We start from the raw sequence: 21527 nt of genomic DNA, 5'->3' as shown, positions 1-21527 counted from the left end.
AGGGATTCGGAGCATCGGAGGTCGCGGCTGATTTTCGGTGGGGGGACGTTGAAGGGGGGGTGTCGCGTGGCGAGTCCCGAATCGTCTCAAGGGAAACCCTTGGACTTTTGCGGGTAGGGCTGCGGCTCGCCTTCGCAGGGGGGCGCGGGACTCCGGATAAGGCGATACACAACCATTCACCACGCGACGGGGGGTAATGTGCAGAAACGCGGCCCTGGTGGCTTTAACCTGGATCAAGCCGATCAAAAAATTATCGATGGGGGAGCTTCGGGCGCGTGGCCGGTCGCCCGCCGCGATACCATCGGTTCGCCATGGCGCTGCCGAATTTTCGCCATGCATGTCTGCTTTTTTCTGGGGTAGGGACGCGGATGCCGAATGCCACAAAACGACCACAGACATGCCGGGAAATGGGATGGAAAGATTGACCCAGATCAATATCGCCAAGTGTATCGGTGGCTAAGGTTCACGACATTGTCGAGCCCGCGAGCCATGGCTGGAGGCGATACGAAATCCGCTTCCACCTGCTTCCGCCGCGGCACACGCAAGCTGGATGGGGAGAACTCGGATGACCATCAGCGAACTAGAAGCGATCGAGCAGTTCGTCCCGCATTTGCGGCGGTTCGCACGCGCGTTGCTGCATGACGCGGACCAGGCCGATGGACTCGTGCGTGACTGTTTGAGCGAGGCGGTCCTGCGCCGTCAGCAGCGCGAGTCGGCGGCCAATCTTCGTATCTGGCTCTTCACGATTCTCCATGATCGATATGCGAGGGAGTTTCTGCGCCCGGGTGACGAGGCTGCCGGCCTATCAGCCGGACGGCAATCATTCGGCGGGGCGTCCGGTGGGGTCCGTTCGCCGTCCGCCACCGGCTTCACGGTGCGCGACTTCGAGAACGCGTTCCGGCAACTCTCCGCCGAGGATCAGCAGATCCTGCTGCTGATCGGGCTGGAAGGGATGTCGCATCAGGAGGCGGCCGAGGTGCTCGGCCTGCCGCTCGGCACGTTCATGCTGCGTCTCTGGCAGATCAAGAAGCGGTTGCGCAGCGTCGAGCGCAAGACGAACGGGCTGCAACGTCAGCCGGTGCGACCATCGCAGCGCAGCCATATCCTGAAGCAGCGCAGCGGCCCGAACGGCGAGCCGCATCAGGGCACGGCGGCCATCGTCCGTTTCGGCAGATCCTGAGCGGGAAAGCGTTGCCGACGGCCCGGCGCCGACCCGTCGCATCGACGGAGAGCCGGTAACGAAGGCCGCCGCCGGGCCGGGCCGGAACCGAGTGCCGAATGGCGGGCGACGGGGAATATTGATATCGTCGCCCGGCCTGCGATCGCTCGGACCACCTTATGACCGACATGCCCGTATCGAACCCGCCCGGTGCGCCCACGGGAGGCTGGACCGCCCGGGTCTGGCGACTCGTCATTCCCATTGTCCTGTCGAACCTGTCGACACCGCTGATCGGCGCCGTCGATACCGCCGTCGTCGGCCATCTGCCTGATCCGGCCTATATCGGCGGCGTCGCTCTGGGCGCTTTGATCTTCAGCTTTCTCTATTGGGGTTTCGGTTTTCTGCGCATGGGAACCACGGGTTTCGCCGCGCAGGCTTATGGCGCCGGGGATCGGACGGAGCTGCAGGCAACGCTGTTGCGGCCGCTGATTCTGGCCGCGGCGCTGGGGGCGCTGCTCATCCTGCTGCAGATGCCGATCCGCGTCGTTGCGCTTTCCCTGCTGACCGCGAGCGACGAGGTCGAGGCCCTGGCGCATGCCTATTACGATGTCCGGATCTGGAGCGCGCCGGCGGCATTGGCGAACTACGCGCTGCTCGGCTGGCTGCTTGGAACACAGCGCGCGCGGACGGCGCTAATCGTGCAGCTTGTTCTCAACGGCGCCAATGCCGCGCTGGACCTGCTCTTCGTGATCGGCCTCGGCTGGGGTATCGTCGGTGTGGCGCTCGCCAGCGTCCTCGCGGAATATGGCGCGGCAGTGCTGGGCCTCGCCATCGCCTTCCGGATCTTTATCCGAACCGGTGGTGATCGGTCCGGCCGGCAGGGCGGCGCGCGGCGGGAGCAAGCCCGGCTCTGGCGCCGGGAGCGGCTTGTCGCCTTGTTCCGCGTCAATGGCGACATCTTCGTGCGGACGATCTGCCTGATCTTCGCATTCGGCTATTTCACCGCACAGGGCGCGCGGATGGGTGATGTGCCCCTGGCCGCCAATGCCATTCTCATGCATCTGCAGCAGTTCGCCGCTTATGGTCTCGACGGCTTCGCTCATGCCGTCGAGATCCTAGCGGGCGGTGCCGTCGGGGCGCGGAGCCGTGATGCCTTCCGCGCCGCCGTGCGGACCAGCACGGTCTGGGCGTTGGGTGCTGCGGCGGCGATGGCCGGTATTTACGCCCTGCTGGGGCCGAGCATCATCGGCCTGTTCACCGGCATCGACGAGGTCCGCCGGGTCGCCATCCTCTATTTGCCCTGGCTGGTGCTGTCGCCGGTCGTCTCCGTATGGAGTTTCCAGCTCGACGGAATCTTCATCGGGGCGACCCGCACGGCCGAGATGCGCAACGCGATGATCTTCTCTCTGGCCGTGTTCCTTCCCGCTTGCTGGATTCTGGTCCCGCTCCTCGACAATCATGGCCTGTGGCTCGCATTCACGCTTTTCATGCTGGTCCGGGCGATGAGTCTCGGCGCCTTCTATTCGAGGTTGGAACGCAGCCTGGGCTGAGCGGTCCGATCAGGGAACCATTCGACTCGAACGGCGATTACAAACGAACAGGCAGGGTTGGCAGCAAGAGCGACGGTGCGTTCCATGCCGGGCCGTTGGGATGCGCTGAATCGGACTGCCATGCGCCGCGTACCGCTTCGACGGGAAAGGCGCCGCGGGAACAATCGAAAGAGTTTAGACATTGTTTACCAGCAGCGCCTACCGTTAGTCGGAAGATCCTGCAGTCTTAACCTCACAGGGTAGGCACATGAACCTCCGAAAGGGACCGGTCATGGTCGATGTGAGTACCAGGAGTGACGAGGGAAGGCATTCGCCGGGGGAGGATGGCCCCTCAGCCGACGCGGCCCTCGGCAGTGGCCTTTCCGTATGGCGTGACGGACGCGAATTCGCTTACCGATATCTGCTGCTCTTGCGGTTCGGCGTCGTCAATATCGCCGGTGTCGCGTTGCTGACCGCAGCCTATCTCCAGGGCTGGGTCGGGACAGCGCTTGCCTCCGACAGCACGCGCCTCTCGTTCGTTATCGTCGGCGTGTTCCTCGCCGGCTTCACGATCTGCGCCGGCAAGATCTGGCGAACCAGCCGCGAGCTCAATCTGGCGAAGGAGTTCGACCCCTTCCGGCCGCAATCGTCGCTGGCCCTGCGCTATCTCTCCCAGGTTCGCGGACGTCCGGGCGAGAGCCGTGCCATCGCCGCGTCGGCTCTGCGTCTGAAGCTGTCGAGCCGGATCGGTGTTGTTCGCTTCGCGGCCAACAGCTTGGTGCTGCTCGGCCTCATCGGCACGGTGATCGGTTTCATCATCGCGCTATCCGGCGTCGATCCGCAGGCAAGCGCCGACGTCAACGCCATCTCTCCAATGGTTTCGACCTTGATCGGCGGCATGTCGGTGGCTCTCTACACCACCCTGATCGGCAGCGTGCTCAATCTTTGGCTGATGATGAATTATCAGATTCTGGCCACGGGCACCGTCAGCTTGATCACCGCGATCGTCGAGATCGGAGAAGCGCATGGGCGGTCTTGACCTTTTCAACAACGATGATGACGGCGGGACAGTCTTTCGTGACGTCATCATGTTGGCGCTGGCCGGTTTCGTCGCCATCGTCCTCCTGCTGCTGCCGTTCATAAACCCGGAAGCGAAGCTGGCCCAAGGCGACGGCAAGACACCGGGCAATGTCGTCGTCGAGATCCAGTGGCCCGACAATCTCGATGCCGATGTCGATCTTTGGGTGCAGGCGCCCAGCGACGTGCCTGTCGGCTATTCGAACAAAGGCGGCCAGATATTCAACCTGTTGCGCGATGACCTGGGCAAGGTCTCCGATATCACCGACCTGAATTACGAGATGTCCTACAGCCGCGGCGTTCCGGCGGGCGAGTACACGGTCAATGTCCATATGTACCGTGGCGTCAGCATCAGCTATCCGGTGCCGGTGAAGGTCGTCGTCAGCGTCAAGGAGGCGCCAAAGGCGGAGACCAGACAGCTTCTGACCACCAATGTCGAGCTCAGGCGTGAGAACCAGGAACTCACCGCGTTCCGGTTCCGTCTGGACGACAAGGGGCAACTCGTACCGGGAAGTGTTCACAGCCTATTCCGCGAGCTTCGGACTGCGAGGGCCGGCTGATGGAAAACCTGATCTACCTGTTCGGCGCCACTGTTCTGCTGGCCTCATTGCTTGCCAGCATCAGCATCTGGGCGCCCCGCAAATTGTGGGTCAAGGGGAGCGCCGTCGTCACGGCGTCGCTGCTGCTCGTTGTCGGCTATGCCAGCCTCGCCGACCTGTTGAGCAAGCCGAAGCCGGTCAATCTCGAGTGGGTTAAGCGTAATGTGCCCGAGGCGACGGTGCTGAGCGCCAGCATCGAGGAGGGGCAGGGAATCTACCTCTGGCTTCAGATCGCCGGCATCGCCGGGCCGCGCTCCTATGTGATGCCATGGGACCAGGAAACAGCTGAGCAGCTGCAGTCTGCGCTCGAGGATGCCGAAACCAACGGGAACGGCGTTCGGATGATTGCGCCCTTCGAGCCGAGCCTCGATACGCGCGAGCCGAAATTCTATGCCCTGCCGCAGCCGGCGCTGCCGCCGAAGGATCGCGACCATCGAGGCCCGATGGTCTACGAGCACCCCGGCACCGAAATCTGAGCCGAAGCGTCATAGCGGGCGCATGACGTCCAGCACGACGCTGCAATCATCCAGCCTATCCATCTTCGTCTGCCACATGCTAACGATAGCCGCACGATGACGCTGCCATGCGGCCCGGCGGCGTCGCGGCGACATGCGGAGGCGGGCGATGCGATTCTTGATTCTCGGCGCCGGCGCGGTCGGCGGCTATTTCGGCGGCCGCCTTGCCGAGTCCGGTGCGGATGTGACCTTCCTGGTGCGGGAAGCGCGCGCCGCCCTCCTGAACGCCGACGGTCTGGCGATCCGGAGCGCGTTCGGAAACGCGGTCCTGCAGGTCGCGGTCTTGCGAGCAGGCGCGCCGATGCCGACCGACGCCGGCTTCGATGTCATTCTGCTCTGTTGCAAGGCTTATGATCTGCCCGCCGCGATGGCGGCGGTGGCCCCGGCGGTCGGCCCCGACAGCGCCGTCCTGCCGCTCCTCAACGGGCTCGCCCACCTGGATGCGCTGCAGGCGCGGTTCGGCGCCGACCGGGTTCTGGGCGGCCTTTGCCAGATCGCAGCGACCCTGTCCCCCGCGGGTGAGATCCTGCATCTGAACCGGGCGCACAATCTCGTCTTCGGCGAACTCGACGGCCAACGGACGGAGCGCGTCGAGAGGCTTGGCGAAATCATGGGCCAGGCCAACTTCCGGTCACGGCCGAGCGATACCATCGGCCAGGAGATGTGGGAGAAGTTCGTGATGCTGGCGACGCTCGCCGGCATGACCTGCCTGATGCGGGCCAGCGTCGGTGCCATCATGGCGACCGAAGAGGGCGAGCGGCTGATGCTGGAATTTCTGGACGAGTGCGCCACCGTCGCGGCCGCGGCCGGCTACGCGCCGCGGTCAACATTCCTGACCCAGTCGCGAGAGCTTCTGACGGCGCGCGGCTCGACCTTCACCGCCTCGATGCTGCGCGACATCGAGCGCGGCGGACCGGTCGAGGGCGAGCATGTCCTCGGCGATCTGCTTCGCCGCGCGTCCCGGCTCGGCGTCCCGACCCCGCTGCTGCGCGTGGCGGTTTGCCACCTGCAAGCCTATGAGAGCCGCAACGCCGCGACCGAGGACGCCTCCCCGGCCCGATAACGAGCGGTCTGTTCGGCACTCTAAGCCTTTGCCTCTTCAAAGACGGAGCGGACCAACTGCTCGATGGAGGCATCGCACCGGCGGCGAACATCTTCCGCGTCAGGCGCCTCGGCGATCCACAGGGCCGCTTCATTGAGCGCGCCCGAGAGCAGATAGGTCAATGTCTCCGCATCCAGCTCTCGCCGCGTCGAAGGCGTCTCGAGAGCCGCCTCGATTCCAAGGCGGAGCGAGCCCATCGCATAGCGGGCGTCGATCTCCCGCCACCGGCGCCAGCCGATCACGGACGGCGCGTCGAGGAGATAGATCCGACGGACCGAAGGATCGAGGCCGGCATCGAGAAAGGCGCGGCAGCCGCGAACCAACGCTTCGGCCGGTGACGGGGAGGCGGCCGTCGCCGTCTCGATCCGCGCCAGGATCTCCTGAGCCACCGCCTCGAACACGCCTTCGAACAGCGCCCGCTTGTCGGGGAAGTGATAATAGAGCGCGCCGCGTGTCACCTTCGCACGCGCCACCACCTCGTTGGTCGAGCTGTCGGCGAAGCCATGTTCCGCGAACAGGCGACGGGCCTCTCGCAGGAGGGCCGCCCGGGTCTGCGCATGTCTTTCGGCTTTGGATCTCGACGTTGACATACAAGCTGCCTGTTTTTCATCGCATACAGACAGATTGTATCTGATAGTGCGCCAAGCGTAAGGATTATGATCCAGCGCTGTCGTAAGGAGGATCAGGAGACAGGCGATGAAGCTGACCAGCTACTATCCCGTGATCTGCACCGAGAATGTCGCGGCGACACAGGCGTTCTACGAAACCCATTTCGGCTTCAGGGCCGTGTTTGCGGCCGATTGGTACGTCCATCTGACGCTGGAGTCCGCACCGGGCGTGAATCTCGCGGTCCTCGATTCTCGCCACACGACCATTCCGGAGGATTTCCGGGCATCCGCCCGCGGGCTGCTCCTGAACCTCGAGGTCGAGGATGTGGACGCCGAATATGAGCGCCTGCGCGACACTGTTCCCGTTCAGCTCGCGCTTCGCGACGAGCCGTTCGGCCAGCGGCACTTTATCGCCGCCGATCCGAACGGCGTTCTGATCGATGTCATCACGCCGATTCCACCGAGCGCCGAGTTCGCCGCACTCTACCATCCGGAGGCTTTGCCTTCCTGAATTCGGGTGTGGTCGGCCCTTCCGGGATATGCTCACCTCTGGCCAGCTTGGTTGCTGCGCTAAACGAAAGGCAAGGAGAGTATGGTGGGCACGAAGATTCGACCCTTTCTCATGTTTCAAGGCAACGCCGAAGAGGCGATGAACTTCTATGTCTCTCTGTTCCCGGGCGGTGAGATCATCGACATCGTCCGCTACGGCCCAGGCGAGGCCGGCGCCGAAGGAACGGTGATGACAGCAAGCTTCTCCATCGGAAGCCAGACTGTCATGTGTATCGACAGCCCCGTGAAACACGATTTCACCTTCACGCCAGCATTCTCCCTCTTCGTCGACTGCGAAGCCGAGGAGGAAATTCGCCGGCTTTCCTCCGTGCTAGCAGAGGGCGGAGCCACGCTCATGCCGTTGGATGAGTATGGGTTCAGTCGCCGGTTCGCATGGGTGAGCGACCGTTACGGTGTCTCTTGGCAACTGAACCTGAAATAGGTCTTGGATCGGTCTTCTCGCTGTCTGAGGCCGCTGACGCGCGCCGTCAGCTACTCTGCGCCGCGCGGTTCATCCGCCACCGCAAGATCATCGGTCCGAACAGCGCCAGAGCGGCGATCGCCAGCAGGGTCGCCGAGAGCGGGGAGCTGAAGAACACCGTCGGGTCGCCCTGGCTGATCGAGAGCGCCCGCCGGAAGTGCTGTTCGGCGAGCGGCCCGAGGATGAGGCCGATGATGCAGGGTGCGACTGGAACGCCGAAGCGGCGCATCAGAAAACCGACCACGCCGATGATGTAGAGCAGGACCAGGTCGAAAGCGGAGCCGTTGAGGCTGTAGGTGCCGAGCGTCGCGAAGACCAGAATGCCGGCATAGAGCAGAGGACGCGGGATGGACAGGAGGCGGACCCAGAGTCCCACCAGCGGCAGGTTCAGCACCAGCAGCATCAGATTGCCGATATAAAGGCTGGCGATCAGGCTCCAGACGAGCTCGCCCTCGTTCTGGAAGAGCATCGGACCCGGCTGCAGGCCGTATTGCTGGAAGGCGGCGAGCAGGATGGCCGCCGTCGCCGACGTCGGCAGACCGAGCGTGAGCAGCGGTACGAGAACGCCGGCGACGGCGGAGTTGTTGGCCGCCTCCGGTCCGGCGACACCCTCGATCGCGCCTTTGCCGAACTCCTCGGGATGGCGGCTCAGGCGCCGCTCGACGAGGTAGGACAGGAATGTCGGGATCTCGGTTCCGCCGGCCGGCATGGCGCCGAGCGGGAAACCAATGACGCTGCCGCGCAGCCAGGGTTTCCAGGATCGCGCCCATTCCGCGGCCGTCATCCAGATCGAGCCCTTGATCGGCACGACCTCTTCCGTCGCTAGGTCCCGGCGCGAGATGATGTAGAAGGCCTCCCCCACGGCGAACAGCCCGACCGCGACGATCACGATGTCGATGCCGTCGAGCAGCTGCGGAAAGCCGAGGGTGAACCGGGCCTGTCCGGTCTGCAGGTCGATTCCGACAAGGCCGAGGGCGAGGCCCAGGAACAGACTGGCGAGGCCCCGCAGGATTGACGCGCCGAGCACGGCCGAGACGGTCGTGAAGGCCAGAATCATGAGGGCGAAATATTCCGCCGGCCCGAAGCGGAGCGCCAGGTCGACGATGATCGGCGCAAGGAAGGTCAGTGCGAGCGTGGCCAGGGTGCCGGCGATGAACGAACCGATGGCGGCGGTCGCGAGTGCCGGCGCGCCCCGTCCCTTGCGCGCCATCAGATTGCCTTCGATGGCGGTGATGATCGAGCCGCTCTCGCCCGGTGTGTTGAGCAGGATCGATGTCGTCGAGCTGCCATACATCGCGCCGTAATAGATGCCGGCGAACATGATGAAGGCGCTCGTCGCATCGAGTTGGAACGTCACCGGCAGCAGCAGGGCGACGGTCAGCGCCGGTCCGATCCCCGGCAGGATGCCGATGGCCGTGCCGAGGGTGACGCCTAAGAGTGCCCAGAACAAATTGAGCGGCGTGAGCGCCAGGGCGAAGCCATCGAGGAGTGAGCCGAATGCCTCCATCTAGAGGAGCCCCTCAAGGATGCCGGCCGGCAGCGAGAGGTTAAGGCCACGGGTGAAGCCGAGGAAGACGACGACGGACAGGATCACGCCGATCGCCGCATCTCGAAGATACCGACGGCTGCCGAATCCGACCGCGACGAACCAGAACAGTATGCTCGAAGCCAAGACGAAGCCGAGCCACTCGATCAGCAGCATCTGGAGCAGCAGGCCGACGCTGACGAGGCCAAGCGGGGCCCATTGCGGCGGCGTCCGCGGTTGTACGGACGGCTCCCGCCCATCGCCGCGAAGCACCTGCCAGGCCAACAGGCCGCCGATTAGGATAAGGCCTGTGGCGACGAGGCCGGGAAAAAGCCGCGGCCCGACTTTCGCGTAGAGGGGCGCGACCCGGAAGGTCGCTGTCTCCACGGCGATGAAGACGCCCAAGGCGACGATGCCGAGCGCCAGGAGCAGTTCGCCCGGCACGACCCGCCGTTGCTGTGACTTGTTTGGAGCTATTGGACCAATCCGATGTCGCGCAGGACGCCCTCGACGCGCTGCCGCTCCTCCTCGAGGAATGCAGCGAACTCGTCGCCCGGCAGATAGGCGTCCATCCAATTCCGATTCTCGAGGATGCCCTGCCAGGTTTCGCTCTTGGCCATGGTGTCCGCGGCGCCGAGCAGCGCCTCACGCTCCGCCTCGTCGAGCTCGGGCGGCGCGACGACGCCACGCCAGTTGACGAGGTCGAGATCGACGCCCCCTTCCATTAGCGTCGGGATGTCGACACCCGGCAGCCGCTCGGGCGAAGAGATGGCGAGCGCGCGAAGCTCTCCGGCCTGGATCTGCCCGACCCATTCGCCGAGGCCGCTGACCCCGGCCGTGACATGGCCGCCGAGAATCGCGGCGAGCGCTTCGCCGCCGCCGGAGAATGGGATGTAGTTGATCTTCGATGGATCGGCCCCGACCTCCTGGGCGATCAGACCGACCAGAATGTGATCGGTGCCGCCGGCCGAGCCGCCGCCCCAGGACACCGAGCCGGGGTCTTCCCTGAAGGCGTCGATGAGATCCTGCAGCGACTGGTGAGGTGAATCCGCCGGAACCACGATCACTTCATACTCGCCGGTCAGCCGGGCGATGGGCGTGACCTGCTCGAGTGTGACGGGAGCCTGGTTCGTCAGGATGGCACCGACCATCACAAGGCCGCTGATCATCATCGCATCGCCCTGGCCCGCGCGGCTATCGACGAACTGTGCCAGCCCGATGGTGCCGCCGGCGCCGGGAATGTTCTCGACCTCGACCCTGCCGATAATGCCCTCGCTCTGCATCGCTTCCTGCATCGACCGCGCGGTCTGGTCCCAGCCGCCGCCGGGCGAGGCGGGCGCGATGAGCTCGAGGCGGTCCAGGGTCTGAGCCGCCGGAGCGGTCGCGACGGTCATCATCATCGCGGCGGCGGCGAACGGAATCCGCCACCGGCGCGCTCGGCGGCCCGCGAAATCGAGCATTGCTGTCCTCCCAGTCGGTTCGTCCGCGGTGTCTGCTCCGCGGCTCCGAGGCACACGATACACAGGGAGTTTGGGGGCGACAAGCGAATGCCCGATCTCGGAGCGGTCGCAAGGCCCACAAGAAGGAGAGTCAAATTTCTCCAGGCTCGGTCGTTGCGCCGGCCTGCTCGGAGAGGACCCAATCGTGGAACGCCAGGCTGTCCGGCGTCGGCGTCCGGCCCGTTGGAAGCAGGAGGAAATAACCGCGATGCGTTGTGAAGGAGAGATCAAGCGCCCGTACCAATTGTCCCTTCCGGATCAGGTGATCGACTAGGGACGCCCAGCCCAGCGCGATCCCCTGGCCGGCGATCGCGGCCTGGATCAACAGCGTATAATTGTCGAAGCTCAGCAGCGGATCGTTGGGCGCCGAGTCGATCCCGGCCGCCCTCAGCCAGCTTCGCCAGTTGAACCAGCGATCGCCGCCCCCCGAGATCCGGCTGTCATTGTCGAGATGGAGGAGGGGGCGCGTGACGAGGTCCCGGGCCGTTCGGATCGCCGGCTGCTTCTCGAGGTGGCGTGGACTGCAGACGGGATAGACCTCTTCGGCGAAGAGGTGCGTGGCGGTACCGTGACGGTGCTTGCCCGCGCCGAAGACGATGGCGACGTCGACCGGATCGGTCCGCAGGTCGAACTCGCGCTGCGAAGTGATGATCCGGACGTCGATCGCCGGATGTCGCGAGCGGAACAAGGGCAGCCGCGGCAGCAGCCAGAAGGCGGCGAACCCGAAATCGGTGGCCACGTCGATCCGGGCATGGCGCTTTGGACTGCGAATCCGAGACACCGCATCCGTCATCGTGCCGAGCCCCGTCTCGACGGCATCGAACAGTTGCCGGCCTTCGGGCGTCAACGCCACGCCGCGATAAAGCCGCCGGAAGAGCGCCACGCCCAGATGCGCCTCGAGACGGCGCACTTGATGGCTGACGGCCGGCTGAGTAGTGCCGAGTTCCCGCGCGGCCTGGGTAAAACTCAAATGCCGCGCCGCCGCCTCGAACACCACGAGGCCTTGAAGCGGCGGCAGGTCGCGCGGCGCTGACGACATTACTATCCTTTATGGCTTGCATGATCCTGCGGCAGGTTTACGACTTATCACACAAAGAATAAAGTCGCTGCGTGGAATCTGGGTTCGGCGTGCCATCAATTCTTCTCATGAGATGAATGGGCCGGCCCTTTACAGAGGTGGAGACGACGCAATGACCCGGAAACGCCCCAATATTCTCTTCCTGATGGCCGACCAGATGGCGGCGTCGGCGCTTCCGCTCTATGGCCATGGTGTGGTGCGGGCGCCCAACCTGACAGCACTTGGCGAAGGCGGCGTCGTCTTCGACTCGGCATACTCCAACAGTCCGCTCTGCGCGCCGTCGCGCTTCACGATGATGGCGGGGCGCCTACCCTCGGCGATCGGTGCCTATGACAATGCCGCGGACTTTCCGGCCGACGCGCCGACCTTCGCGCATTATCTGCGTCTCGCCGGCTATCGCACGACGCTCGCCGGCAAGATGCATTTCTGTGGCCCCGACCAGCTTCATGGCTTCGAGGAGCGGCTGACTACGGACATCTATCCGGCCGACTACGGCTGGACGCCGGACTGGGAGCGGCCGGAAGCCCGGCCGAGCTGGTATCACAACATGCTGTCGGTCGTGCAGGCCGGTCCCTGCTTCCGGTCCAACCAGCTCGACTTCGACGACGAGGTGGCGTTCGCCGCCAAGCGGCATCTGTTCGACATCGCCCGCGGCACCGACGAACGGCCGTTCTGCATGGTCGTGTCCTTCACCCATCCGCACGACCCCTATGCGATCCTCCCCGAATATTGGGAGCGCTATGACGATGCGGAGATCGACCTGCCGGCGGTCGATATCGCGCCGGAGGATCAAGACCCGCATTCGCGGCGGCTGCGCCATGTCTCGGACATGGATCGCTACCCGCTGACCGAGGCGCAGATCCGCCGGGCGCGGCGCGCCTATTACGGCTCGATCAGCTATGTCGACGATCAGATCGGGATGCTGCTGGCGACGCTCCGGCAGACCGGTATGGCCGACGACACCATCATCGTCTTCACCGGCGACCATGGCGACATGCTGGGCGAGCGCGGGCTCTGGTACAAGATGAGCTGGTTCGAAGGGTCGGCACGGGTGCCGCTGATCGTCCATGCGCCGCGCCAGTTCGCGCCGAGGCGCGTCGGCGAGTCCGTCTCATTGATCGATCTGCTGCCGACGCTGGCGGAAATCGCCGGGGACGGCAAGGCGCCCGATTATGCGGCGCCGCTCGACGGCCGGAGCCTGCTGCCGCATCTCTCCGGCAACGGCGGGCATGACGAGGTGTTCGGCGAATATCTCGGGGAAGGCGCGATCGCGCCACTGCTGATGATCCGCCGGGAGCGGTTCAAATATGTCTGCTCAGCCCCCGATCCGGATCAGCTGTTCGACCTGTCGGCCGATCCGCGGGAGCGGGTCAATCTTGCCGGTGATCCCGAACATCGCGACGTCATCGAGAATTTCCGCGCGGAAGCGGCGCGACGCTGGGACACCGATCGCTTGCGGCAGGAGGTCATCGCGAGCCAGCGCCGGCGACATCTGGTCGCGGCGTCGCTGATGGCGGGCGCGCACACCTCCTGGGATTTCCAGCCCCGCCGCGACGCGGGCCGCCAATATATGCGCAACCACCTCGACCTGGACGATCTCGAGCGTCGCTCGCGATTCCCGGTCGCGCTGTCGCCCGACGATGTCGGGGCGGCGGCGGAGTGAGGCGCAAACAAGCTTCGGTTGCGGTGCCGATTGACAGATCAACGCAGGCTCCACTACCGTAACGTCATGCAATACGTACGCCTCAACCTCATGGTCGTCATCTGCTCGACCCGGCATGCCGGTGGGCCGAGGGATCTTCGCATGCGCTGAGCGCGCACAGAACGATGGATCACCAAGGCCCCCGCCGGAGACGGTTTGGGGGCTTTTCTTTTCTGTATTTCGATCCGTTCCGGCCCCACGGCCATGGCGAGGAAACGGGGAGTCACGGGCCTGCAGTTCCACGGTTGAGTCATGCCAGCAATTGTTGTCGCCGACCTGGTCAAGACCTTTCGCGTCCGGCCCGCCGTACCCGGTCGCGGCCTGGGGCGCTTGCGCGCACTGCTGCATCGGGCTCCGGCGATCGACGCGCCGGCTGTTCGCGGCATCTCCTTTGCGATCGAGAGCGGTGAGCGGGTCGCCTTCATCGGCCCGAACGGAGCCGGCAAGTCGACGACGCTCAAGATGCTCACCGGCATTCTGCACCCGACCTCGGGACAGGTGGAGGTCGCAGGTTTTGTGCCCTGGCGCCATCGCCGCCAACTCGCGCACCGCATCGGCATCGTGTTCGGCCAGCGTTCGCAGCTCTGGTACCATCTCCCCGTACGGTCCAGCTTCGAGTTGCTGGGGCACATCTATGGGCTCGAACGGGCGCGCCAGCGCGAACGCTTGGCTCGCTTGGCCCGAATCTTCGCGATCGACGACTTGCTCGACCGTCCCGTCGCGCAGCTCTCGCTCGGTCAGCGGCTTCGCTGCGAGATCACCGCCGCCCTCCTGCATGGACCGGCGGTGCTGCTGCTGGACGAGCCGACGATCGGCCTCGACGTCACCGCGAAGGCGGCGCTGCGCGACCATCTGAACGCGCTGTCGCGCGAGGACGGCACGACCGTGCTGCTGACATCGCACGACACCGGCGATATCGAACGCATCTGCGACCGCGTGATCGTTATCGACCGCGGCCGGCTGCTGCTCGATCGGCCGCTCGAAAGGCTGCGGCGAGACTTCCTGCGGCGCCGCGCCGTCGTCATCGTGACAGAGCAGGAGCGGCCTGCTCTCGACATGGCCGGCGTCGCCGTGGTCGCGCAAGAGCCCTATCGTCTGACGCTGGCGATCGACACGACCGTGACGTCGATCGACCAGATTGTCACCGGTGCCTTGGCACGTCTGACGGTCCGCGATCTCGTCATCGAGAATCCGCCGCTCGAAGAGGTCATCCGGGCGATCTATCGCGGCGAGCTGGGGGTGAACGGTGAGGCAGAACCTGTCTGACGCAAGGGCCGTCTGGGCCTTCGTCGTCCTGGGCTGGCGGCGGGCGGCTGCCGAGCGTGCCGCTCTGGCCGGCCGTTTGCTCCTCTATATGCTGATCCTCGTTATATTCTGGCATCTCTGGCGCGCGACCCCGTTGGCGGAGTTGGCGGGGCAAGGTCTCGGTGTGCCCGACCTGCTCTGGTACGTCGCCGTCACGGAATGGATCGTGTTCGCTGCGGGCCTGCCTTATCGGGACGTCGAGGAGACCATCCGCACCGGCCGGATCGAGACGTCGCTCGTGCGGCCGGTGCCTTATGCGGTCGCCACTTTGGCCGAGTGGGCGGGGGCGTCCGGCCTGCACCTGATCGCCCTGGGCGCTGCCGGTACGGCGATGGCGACATGGCTCACCGGAACGGTCCCGCTCGACGCGGCGGCGGTGGCGCCCCTACTGCTCGCCGGCGTTCTCGGCTGTTCGATCATCCTGCTGTTTCAGTTGCAGCTCGGCTATGCCGTGGCCTGGGTCGGTTCCGCAGCGCCGCTATTCTGGATTTGGCAGAAGCTGCTCTTCGTGCTCGGCGGTCTGTTGCTGCCGCTGACACTCTATCCGCAGCCGTTCCGGGCGACGGCGGCGCTCAGCCCGTTCGCGGCCATTCTGTTCGCGCCTGGGTCGATCCTCTTGGCGCCTTCGACGAGCGCGATCGCGACAGCCTTGGTTCAGCAGATCGTCTGGCTGGCATTGCTTGCCGTCGCGACCACGCTCGTGGACCGCGCGGCGACAGCCCGCTTCGCGGACCGGGGCGTTTGAGGGAAACGTGGAGGCCATGAACTCACGCGCGCTCCTCAGCTATTTCTCGGCGCTGGTGCGCCACAACCTCCGGGCCGGCCTCGCCCAGCCGGGGATTGCCGCGACCTCGGCGCTTCTCATGTTCGGCAACAACCTGATCTTCTTTCTGGTCTGGGTCATCTATTTCGCCAATTTCTCGAACCTGCGCGGCTGGGGATTGAAGGACCTCGCGCTCTTGATCGGCATTTGCGCCTGGGCGTTCGGCCTCACCGTGGTCTTCGTCGGCGGCGTTCGACACATGGCGCACAGCATCGTCGATGGCGAGCTCGATGTGCATCTTGGCCGACCCCGCCATCCGCTGTTGAGCCTGCTCATGAGCCGATCGCTTCCGTCGGGCTTCGGCGACCTTGCCAGCGCCTTCGTGTTCTGGATCTGGCTCGCGGACCGTGGACTCGACGAGCTGCCGTTTCTGTTGCTCGTCGCGACGGCGGCAGCCGTGGTTTTGGCCGCCACGGCTGCGCTGATCCAGTGCCTCGTGTTCTGGCTGCCGGGCGCTGTCCTGCTGTGCGAGGAGGTGTTCAACATGTTTCTGATGGTGGGCTTCTATCCGCAGCATCCGTTCGGCTTCACGGTGCGGCTGGTGCTGTTTACCGTCTTCCCGACGGCGTTCGTGACGCTTCTCCCGGTCGAGGCGGTGCGCGAGGCGGATCCGCTGAAGGCGCTCGCCGTGCTCGGCGCGGCTGTCTTCTATGCGGGGCTTGCCGTGACTGTGTTCAATCGTGGCCTCCGGCGCTATGCCTCCGGTAATCGGCTCCTGGAACTCCGCTGAGGCGCAGTGGACTGGATTTCCTCCGGTGGCCGGACCTTGCGGAACATCGCCAGCAGGAGAAGGTCATAAAGGATCTTCAGCCCGCCGCCGATGACCAGCGGCCAGCCGAAGCCGGACATCGCCAGAAGCGAGCCCGCGAGCATCGGGCTGGCCGCGGCGGCGAGGCTGCGCGGCACGGCGGTGACGCTCGCCGCCGCGGATCGCTCGCCGGGCGTCACCACCGCCATGACGTAGGAGGTGCGGGTCGGCACGTCCATCTGCGACAGCGCGCTCCGAATCAGCAGCAAAGCGATGGCCAGGCCGAGGCTCGGCATGAAGGGGACGAGCAGGAGGCAGAGATTGGCCGGCAGATGGGTGAAGACCATCGTGTTGATGAGGCCGATGCGCCGTGCGATCCGGACCGCGACCAGATAGGACAGCGCCGACAGCACGCCGGTCCAGAAGAAGATCGCGCCGGCCGTGGCCAGCGAGAGGCCGAACCGCTCGAACAGCCAGAGCGCCAGCAGCGACTGCACGACGAAGCCGCCGGCGAAGGAATCGAGGCTGAACAGCGCCGCCAGGACGAGAACGATCCGTCGGGACTTGCGCAGCGGTTCCGAAGGCGCGGCTGCGGACCCGGCCGGCACGACCGGAAGCCGGTGATAGAGAGCCAAGGCGGCCAGCCCGAGGAGCGCATAGAGGAGGAAAGCGATCTCCAGGGCAGGCTTGAGGCCGTCCTCGAAACGGTCGGCCAGGATCTCGGGTACGCCGGCACAGAGGGCGCCGCTGGCCGCGGCTAGCGAGCCGATGAGGCTGTAGCGGGCGAAGAGGCTGGTGCGCTCCCGGTCGGCGACCGACCGGGCGAGCTGCGACTGCTCGAGCGGCAGGAAGACGCTGACGTCGCCGGAGGATGGGTTGAGCGTGCCGACGAAGGCGATCAGCAGCAGCGGCCAGAACGCATCGACAAGGATGAAGGCGAGGCCGGTCGCGATCATCAGCAGGGCGGCGGCGATCAGCAGCCGACGCCCCGCGAACCGGTGTGCATAGACGCCGACGAGGAGCGTCAGAATCGCGGACCCTGTCATCGTCGCGGTCGCCAGGAGTCCGATCTGGAAGGCGCCGAAGCCGAGCTGGGCCAGATAGACCGGGAACAGCAGGCTGACCAGACCGTCGCCGAAGGCGCGCAACCCGCGCGAGGCAAGCAGGAGGCGGGCCTCGGGTGCCGCGCCGTCCGGGAGAAGGCCCAACGTCATGCCTGTTTCGCCCGCTCTATCCGACCGCGCCCGTCGCAAGATGATAGGCGATGCCGGCCGCGGAGCAGGCCCCGAGCACCGGGATCATCCCGATCTTGAATCGGAACACCGCAAGCAGGGCCGCCAGCGTCAGCGCCAAGGAGGGCAGGTTGACGGTTGCAAGGACCGGCAGGTCGAGCGTCATGCCGAACGCGCGCAATTCTTCGACCTCGGCGAACAGGACGTGGAGCGCGAACCACACTGCGAGGTTCAGGACGACGCCGACCACGGCGGCAGTGATCGCGGCCAGCGCCGCGCTCAAGGCCCGATTGTCGCGGAGCGTCTCGATGAATGGCGCGCCGAGGAAGATCCATAGAAAGCAGGGCACGAAGGTGACCCAGGTCGTCAGCAGCCCGGCCAGCGTGCCGGCCAGCATCGGATGCAGCGTGCCCGGCTCGCGGAACGCGCCCATGAAGCCGACGAACTGCGTGACCATGATCAGCGGCCCCGGCGTCGTCTCGGCCATGCCGAGCCCGTCCAGCATCTCGCCCGGCGCCAGCCAGCCATAGGTCTCGACCGCCTGCTGGGCGACATAGGCCAGAACGGCATAGGCGCCGCCGAAGGTGACCACCGCCATCTTGCTGAAGAAAACGGCGATATCGGTGAACAGGCTGTCGCCGCCCAAGGTCAGCAGCAGCACCGCGACCGGTCCCAGCCAGAGCAGCAGGAAGATCGTCGACACCCGCAGTGACCAGGCGAGCGTCGGCCGCGCGTGCGCCGGAGTGCCTTCGCCGAGCGCCGAGTCCGCGTCGGCCAGGGCATGGCCGCCGACCTTGCCGTGACCGCCGCCCGCCAGGAACGGCCGCGCGCCCATGTTGCCGCCGACGAAGCCGATCAGGCCAGCGCTTAGGATGATCAGCGGGAAGGGCACGTCGAAGAAGAAGATCGCGACGAAGGCCGCCGCGGCAATCGCGAGCATCACGCTGTTCTTCAGCGCCCGCCGGCCGATGCGCATGACCGCCTCGAGCACGATTGCGAGCACCGCCGCTTTCAGCCCGAAGAACAGCGCCTGGACGATGCCAACATTGCCGAGCCCGGCATAGAGCCAGCTCAGCGCCATGATTGCGACGATCCCCGGAAGGACGAACAGCGTGCCGGCGACGATACCGCCGCGTGTCTTGTGAAGCAGCCAGCCGATATACACGGCAAGCTGCATCGCTTCCGGACCAGGCAGCAGCATGCAGTAGTTGAGCGCATGCAGGAACCGGGTCTCGCCGATCCAGCGCTTCTGCTCAACCAGGATGCGATGCATCACCGCGATCTGCCCGGCGGGGCCGCCGAAGCTCAGGCAAGCTACCTTTACCCAAACCCAGAAGGCTTCCCGGAACGGGACACCGTGATCCGGTGCCGCTTCGGCCGGCACCGGTGCCGTGTCGACCGTGTCCCCAATCTTCGTCATCGTCCGATCCTCGGCATCAGCCGCGCTTCGTGCGGAAGTAGGCGTAGAGATCGTCGAAGACGGCGCTTCCGCGCGCGATCCGCTCTTCGTCGTCGCGATGGGCCATGGCGATTCCGGCGATCAGGTGCTTGATGCCGGTCGCCTCCTCGCGACCGAATTTGCCGTCCTTCAAATCGATGTCGTGGACGATCTCGCCAATTGTCTGCAGCGCCCGATCGTCGAGGCCGGCGTGGCCTAGCAGTACCTCGAAGCTGCACCGGTCGCCCTCATGAGTGAACTCCGCTTCGAACATGTCGAAGCGCAGCTCGCCCGGCCGCGGCACATGCCCTTTCTGGTCGACGAACCGGAAGCGCGCATCCGGATCGATGAAGCGCCGGATCAGCCAAGCGCAGGCGATGCGATCGACATGGACGCCGCGCCGCGTCACCCACATGCGACCGATCAGCGGTTCGAGACCTGCCTCCGCTTTGGACGCGGCGTCCATGCCGATATCAGTCGCCGCCATCTCGTCCTCCTTCAGCTTGGCTTCGATCCCCGCGACCAAGCCATCGACGGCCTCGCGCCCGTTCGCGCCGAAGAAGTCGATGCCGACCACCTGGGCGAGCCTGTTCTTGAGCCGTGCGAGCTGCGCCGTCGTCTCGACTCGATCCTCAGTTGTCGCTTTGTCCAGCCGAGCCGCGAGGACGCGCGCCTCCTTGGCGATGGCGTCGTAGTCCTCGTCGCGGGCTCTGTCGAAGAGCGCCCGGACCTCCTGGTCGGAAAGCCCGTCCACCAGCTGCGCCTCGCACAGGATCGCTTCGCCGCCACCCTCGACGATTTCCTTCAGGAGCCATTCGAAGTCCTCCCGCGTCTGATCGTTGGCCGGCAGCGCATACACCGCGTTCTTGACTGCGACCGCGCCAAGACCCTGGAGCCGCCGCCAAATCTTCACGCGGAAGTACGCCGGCTTGGCCGGGAGCTGATGGATCAGCAGCAACCAGCGTTCGGCGGTCGCCGCCGCGGTGGTCGCACGGTCCTCAGGCCTGCTCATGTGCGAATCGTATCACGGTTGCATCTATATGCAACACCTGTATCTTAGGTATGTTTCAACGTAGTTTTTGTATCATTAATCTGGGCCGATGGAGGTTCGCCATGTCGCACGCGGTCACGCCACTCCCGTTCAAGCCGCCGCGCCTGAATGGCCTTTCCGAGCGGCTTCTTGCCAGTCACTACGAGAACAATTACGGCGGTGCCGTTCGGCGCCTGAACGCAATCGAGCGCCGTTTGGCCGAGCTCGACTGGGCAAACGCGCCCATGTTCGAAATCAACGGCCTAAAACGCGAGGCGTTGATCGCGGCCAACTCCATGGTCCTCCACGAGATCTATTTCGACGGCCTCGGAGGGGCGGGCGGCAAGCCCTCGAGCGATCTCGCCGCGGCGCTTGAGCGCGATTTCGGTTCCTTCGCGCAGTGGAGGGCCGAGTTCACGGCCATGGGCGAGGCGTTGGCCGGCGGCTCGGGCTGGGTGTTGCTGATCTGGTCGCCGCGCCTTGGAAAACTCGTGAACCAGTGGGCATCGGATCACGCGCACGGTCTCGCCGGCGGCGTGCCGATCCTGGCGCTCGACATGTACGAGCATGCCTATCACCTCGATTTCGGGGCCAAGGCGGCGCCCTATGTCAGTGCCGTCATGAACAATCTTCACTGGGAGCGCATCGCGGCGCGTCACCGCCGGGCGGTGGGCGCGGCGCCCGGTGATGCCGCCGCCTTGACCGCCGATGCCTTGACGTCCGAGGGTAGGCCGCTTCCTCCGGAGCGGTTGCGCGAGAAGTTGGAGCGTGGCGAGAACGTCGTCGTGCTGGACCTGTGCCTCGCCGAGGATTTGGCCAAGCGGAGCGACATGGTCCCGGGGGCGCTGATTCGCGCACCGGAGCGGATCGGGGAATGGGCCGACGAGCTGCCGCGGGACCGGCCGGTCGTCGTCTACTGTATCTACGGCTTCCAAGTCAGTGGAGATGCCGTCGCCGAGTTGCGGCGGCGCGGCGTCGACGCCCGAATACTAGCCGGCGGCATCGCTGCCTGGCATGCGATCGCGGCGCCCACTGTTCCGTTGCCGGCCTTCGTGAAGGAGGACGACCTGTGAAGTGGGTTACGCGCGAGCGCCCCAAGATTGATCGGATCGCCTGCCCCTGGCTGATTGCCCGGTTCATCGACAAGGATCCCGAGTTTCTCTATGTGCCAAGTGATCGGGTGTTGAAGGTTGCCGAAGAGACGGGCGCCATCCCGTATGACATCCCGGGCGTCGAATTCTCGCATGTGGGCGAGAAGTGCAGTTTCGACGCGTTTCTCGACCGCTATGGGCTAACCGATCCGGCGCTGCAGCGGCTCGCAGTGATCGTCCGTGGTGCCGATACGTCGCGTCTTGATCTGACTCCGCAGTCGGCCGGTCTCTTCGCCATCTCGCTCGGCCTTTCGGCGGTATTCGAGGACGATCACAAAATGTTGGAACACGGGCTGGTCATGTATGACGCGCTCTACGCCTGGTGCCGGTCGCTTCAGGGCGAAACGCACAATTGGCCGCCAGTGGCGGCCGTGTGA

At 65.4% G+C, this 21527-nt stretch carries 22 protein-coding genes; 14 read left to right on the top strand and 8 right to left on the bottom strand.

Annotated features, from left to right (window positions below; all coding sequences use genetic code 11):
- Positions 1–565 precede the first annotated feature (565 nt).
- The 6 genes from DT069_RS16320 to panE all read left to right on the top strand — a co-directional run bounded on the left by DT069_RS16320 (position 566) and on the right by panE (position 5942).
- Entirely contained in the window at positions 566–1180 is a 615-nt protein-coding gene (locus tag DT069_RS16320; RefSeq protein ID WP_162913240.1) for a sigma factor-like helix-turn-helix DNA-binding protein, read from the top strand.
- Positions 1181–1338: 158 nt separating this feature from the next.
- A complete protein-coding gene (locus DT069_RS16315) occupies positions 1339–2709 on the top strand; it encodes an MATE family efflux transporter (RefSeq protein WP_425450298.1) in 1371 nt (456 codons plus the stop codon).
- A 247-nt stretch (positions 2710–2956) separates the two neighbouring features.
- Positions 2957–3727, top strand: coding sequence for a MotA/TolQ/ExbB proton channel family protein (locus DT069_RS16310; RefSeq protein ID WP_425450297.1), 771 nt, complete (start codon positions 2957–2959; stop codon positions 3725–3727).
- A complete protein-coding gene (locus DT069_RS16305; RefSeq protein ID WP_119461376.1) occupies positions 3714–4325 on the top strand; it encodes a hypothetical protein in 612 nt (203 codons plus the stop codon). The genes DT069_RS16310 and DT069_RS16305 overlap by 14 nt, the downstream gene beginning before the upstream one ends.
- Complete coding sequence (locus DT069_RS16300) at positions 4325–4840, top strand: hypothetical protein (RefSeq protein WP_119461375.1); 516 nt, start codon at positions 4325–4327, stop codon at positions 4838–4840. The genes DT069_RS16305 and DT069_RS16300 overlap by 1 nt, the downstream gene beginning before the upstream one ends.
- Positions 4841–4988: 148 nt before the next feature.
- Positions 4989–5942 carry a 2-dehydropantoate 2-reductase gene (gene panE, locus DT069_RS16295; RefSeq protein WP_119461374.1) on the top strand — a complete coding sequence of 318 codons (954 nt, stop codon included), beginning with the start codon at positions 4989–4991 and terminating at the stop codon, positions 5940–5942.
- A 20-nt stretch (positions 5943–5962) separates the two neighbouring features.
- On the opposite strand, the gene DT069_RS16290 is transcribed toward panE, so the two are convergent.
- Entirely contained in the window at positions 5963–6571 is a 609-nt protein-coding gene (locus DT069_RS16290) for a TetR/AcrR family transcriptional regulator (RefSeq protein ID WP_119461373.1), read from the bottom strand.
- A gap of 106 nt (positions 6572–6677) precedes the next feature.
- Here DT069_RS16290 and DT069_RS16285 point away from each other — a divergent pair, with 106 nt between their 5' ends.
- Entirely contained in the window at positions 6678–7100 is a 423-nt protein-coding gene (locus tag DT069_RS16285; protein ID WP_119461372.1) for a VOC family protein, read from the top strand.
- Between the two features lie 81 nt (positions 7101–7181).
- Positions 7182–7580 carry a VOC family protein gene (locus DT069_RS16280; protein WP_119461371.1) on the top strand — a complete coding sequence of 133 codons (399 nt, stop codon included), beginning with the start codon at positions 7182–7184 and terminating at the stop codon, positions 7578–7580.
- Positions 7581–7626: 46 nt separating this feature from the next.
- Here the strand turns inward: DT069_RS16280 and DT069_RS16275 are convergent, their stop codons facing one another.
- The 4 genes from DT069_RS16275 to DT069_RS16260 all read right to left on the bottom strand — a co-directional run bounded on the left by DT069_RS16275 (position 7627) and on the right by DT069_RS16260 (position 11682).
- Positions 7627–9126, bottom strand: coding sequence for a tripartite tricarboxylate transporter permease (locus DT069_RS16275; RefSeq protein ID WP_119461370.1), 1500 nt, complete (start codon positions 9124–9126; stop codon positions 7627–7629).
- A complete protein-coding gene (locus tag DT069_RS16270; protein ID WP_162913239.1) occupies positions 9127–9588 on the bottom strand; it encodes a tripartite tricarboxylate transporter TctB family protein in 462 nt (153 codons plus the stop codon).
- A gap of 29 nt (positions 9589–9617) precedes the next feature.
- On the bottom strand, positions 9618–10604 hold the full coding sequence (locus DT069_RS16265) for a tripartite tricarboxylate transporter substrate binding protein (protein WP_425450296.1): 987 nt from the start codon (positions 10602–10604) through the stop codon (positions 9618–9620).
- Positions 10605–10734: 130 nt separating this feature from the next.
- The gene (locus DT069_RS16260) at positions 10735–11682 is read right to left on the bottom strand and encodes a choline sulfate utilization transcriptional regulator (protein ID WP_119461368.1); all 948 of its coding nucleotides are present in this window, start codon (positions 11680–11682) and stop codon (positions 10735–10737) included.
- Positions 11683–11833: 151 nt separating this feature from the next.
- Between DT069_RS16260 and betC the strand changes: the two genes are divergently transcribed.
- The 4 genes from betC (at position 11834) to DT069_RS16240 (ending at position 16281) form a co-directional block, all read left to right on the top strand.
- Positions 11834–13384 carry a choline-sulfatase gene (gene betC, locus DT069_RS16255; RefSeq protein ID WP_119461367.1) on the top strand — a complete coding sequence of 517 codons (1551 nt, stop codon included), beginning with the start codon at positions 11834–11836 and terminating at the stop codon, positions 13382–13384.
- A gap of 291 nt (positions 13385–13675) precedes the next feature.
- Positions 13676–14689, top strand: a complete 1014-nt coding sequence (locus DT069_RS16250) for an ABC transporter ATP-binding protein (RefSeq protein ID WP_119461366.1) — start codon at positions 13676–13678, stop codon at positions 14687–14689.
- Positions 14670–15473 carry an ABC-2 family transporter protein gene (locus DT069_RS16245; RefSeq protein WP_119461365.1) on the top strand — a complete coding sequence of 268 codons (804 nt, stop codon included), beginning with the start codon at positions 14670–14672 and terminating at the stop codon, positions 15471–15473. Before DT069_RS16250 ends, DT069_RS16245 begins: the two co-directional genes overlap by 20 nt.
- Before the next feature lie 16 nt (positions 15474–15489).
- Positions 15490–16281: an ABC-2 family transporter protein gene (locus DT069_RS16240; protein WP_119461364.1), complete on the top strand. Its 792-nt coding sequence runs from the start codon at positions 15490–15492 to the stop codon at positions 16279–16281.
- Here the strand turns inward: DT069_RS16240 and DT069_RS16235 are convergent.
- The 3 genes from DT069_RS16235 to DT069_RS16225 are packed head-to-tail and all read right to left on the bottom strand — an operon-like array spanning position 16245 to position 19981.
- Complete coding sequence (locus DT069_RS16235) at positions 16245–17513, bottom strand: MFS transporter (protein WP_119461363.1); 1269 nt, start codon at positions 17511–17513, stop codon at positions 16245–16247. The two genes, DT069_RS16240 and DT069_RS16235, sit on opposite strands and share 37 nt — an antisense overlap.
- A 16-nt stretch (positions 17514–17529) precedes the next feature.
- Positions 17530–18951, bottom strand: coding sequence for a chromate efflux transporter (gene chrA, locus DT069_RS16230; RefSeq protein WP_119461362.1), 1422 nt, complete (start codon positions 18949–18951; stop codon positions 17530–17532).
- 16 nt (positions 18952–18967) lie between these two features.
- Entirely contained in the window at positions 18968–19981 is a 1014-nt protein-coding gene (locus DT069_RS16225) for a chromate resistance protein ChrB domain-containing protein (RefSeq protein ID WP_425450295.1), read from the bottom strand.
- 101 nt (positions 19982–20082) lie between these two features.
- Between DT069_RS16225 and DT069_RS16220 the strand changes: the two genes are divergently transcribed.
- Together DT069_RS16220 and DT069_RS16215 are read left to right on the top strand one after the other, a co-directional pair.
- Positions 20083–21072 carry a Fe-Mn family superoxide dismutase gene (locus DT069_RS16220; protein WP_119461361.1) on the top strand — a complete coding sequence of 330 codons (990 nt, stop codon included), beginning with the start codon at positions 20083–20085 and terminating at the stop codon, positions 21070–21072.
- Complete coding sequence (locus tag DT069_RS16215) at positions 21069–21527, top strand: chromate resistance protein ChrB domain-containing protein (RefSeq protein WP_119461360.1); 459 nt, start codon at positions 21069–21071, stop codon at positions 21525–21527. The genes DT069_RS16220 and DT069_RS16215 overlap by 4 nt, the downstream gene beginning before the upstream one ends.

This window comes from Virgifigura deserti (genome assembly GCA_003576685.1).
Lineage (GTDB): Bacteria > Pseudomonadota > Alphaproteobacteria > Dongiales > Dongiaceae > Virgifigura > Virgifigura deserti.
The sequence above is the reverse complement of the archived record's forward strand: the minus strand, read 5'-3'. Positions and strand labels throughout refer to the sequence as shown.